Source organism: Plantibacter sp. CFBP 13570 (assembly GCF_014841395.1).
Lineage (GTDB): Bacteria > Actinomycetota > Actinomycetes > Actinomycetales > Microbacteriaceae > Plantibacter > Plantibacter auratus.
Genome location: NZ_JACYTW010000142.1, coordinates 1 through 640 on the forward strand (window position 1 = coordinate 1; position 640 = coordinate 640).

Consider the following 640-nt stretch of genomic DNA (forward strand, 5'->3'; position numbering starts at 1 on the left):
GTGCCGCCGGCGAGCGTCGAGGTGGAGGTCGTCGCGGCGGTCTCCTCCGCTTCGACCGCGGCCCAGGCCGCCGGGTCGTCGGCTGCGAGTGCTCGGGCCGTGGGCAGGACGGCCGTCGAGACGTCCTCCGGGGCGGTGCGCGCGTCGTCGTCGTCGCTGTCGTCACTACCGCCGAGGCTCCAGGGCTCGTCGTCGACTGGTGGCAGGACGACCGGGTTCGTGGGCGCGGGCCGGAAGGTGCCGGCGGGCGCGTGCTGGAGGACGGAGTCGGTGTCGACCGTCAGCTCGTTGCGGGCGGGCGGGACCGGCGATGCCGGGGCAGGGGTCGGCGGGACGACCGGGAGCTCGAGGGCGTTCGGGTGCCGCAGACCCTCCGACCGGACGGGAGCTTCCTCGGGCATCGGGTCGGCCGGGGCTGCAGGCGTGGTGGGTGCGGCGGGCTCCGCGCTGGGTGCATCCGGCGTCTGCGGTGCGGGGACCGGTGTCGGGTCGTCGGCCGGGTTCGGCACCTGGCTCTGCCACCAGGCGAGGAGTTCGGCCTCGCTCGCGAACTCACCGGGAGCGGTGGCCGGGGCGGCGGGGGTCGGCTCGGCGGCAGCGGGCGTCTGCTCGACGGGAGCGGGCAGCGGCTCGACCGGAG

The 640-nt window shown here is 77.0% G+C and carries 1 pseudogene; it reads right to left on the minus strand.

Annotated elements, in window-relative coordinates:
• Positions 1–640: pseudogene (locus tag IFT89_RS19915) on the minus strand (hypothetical protein); the annotation flags it as partial.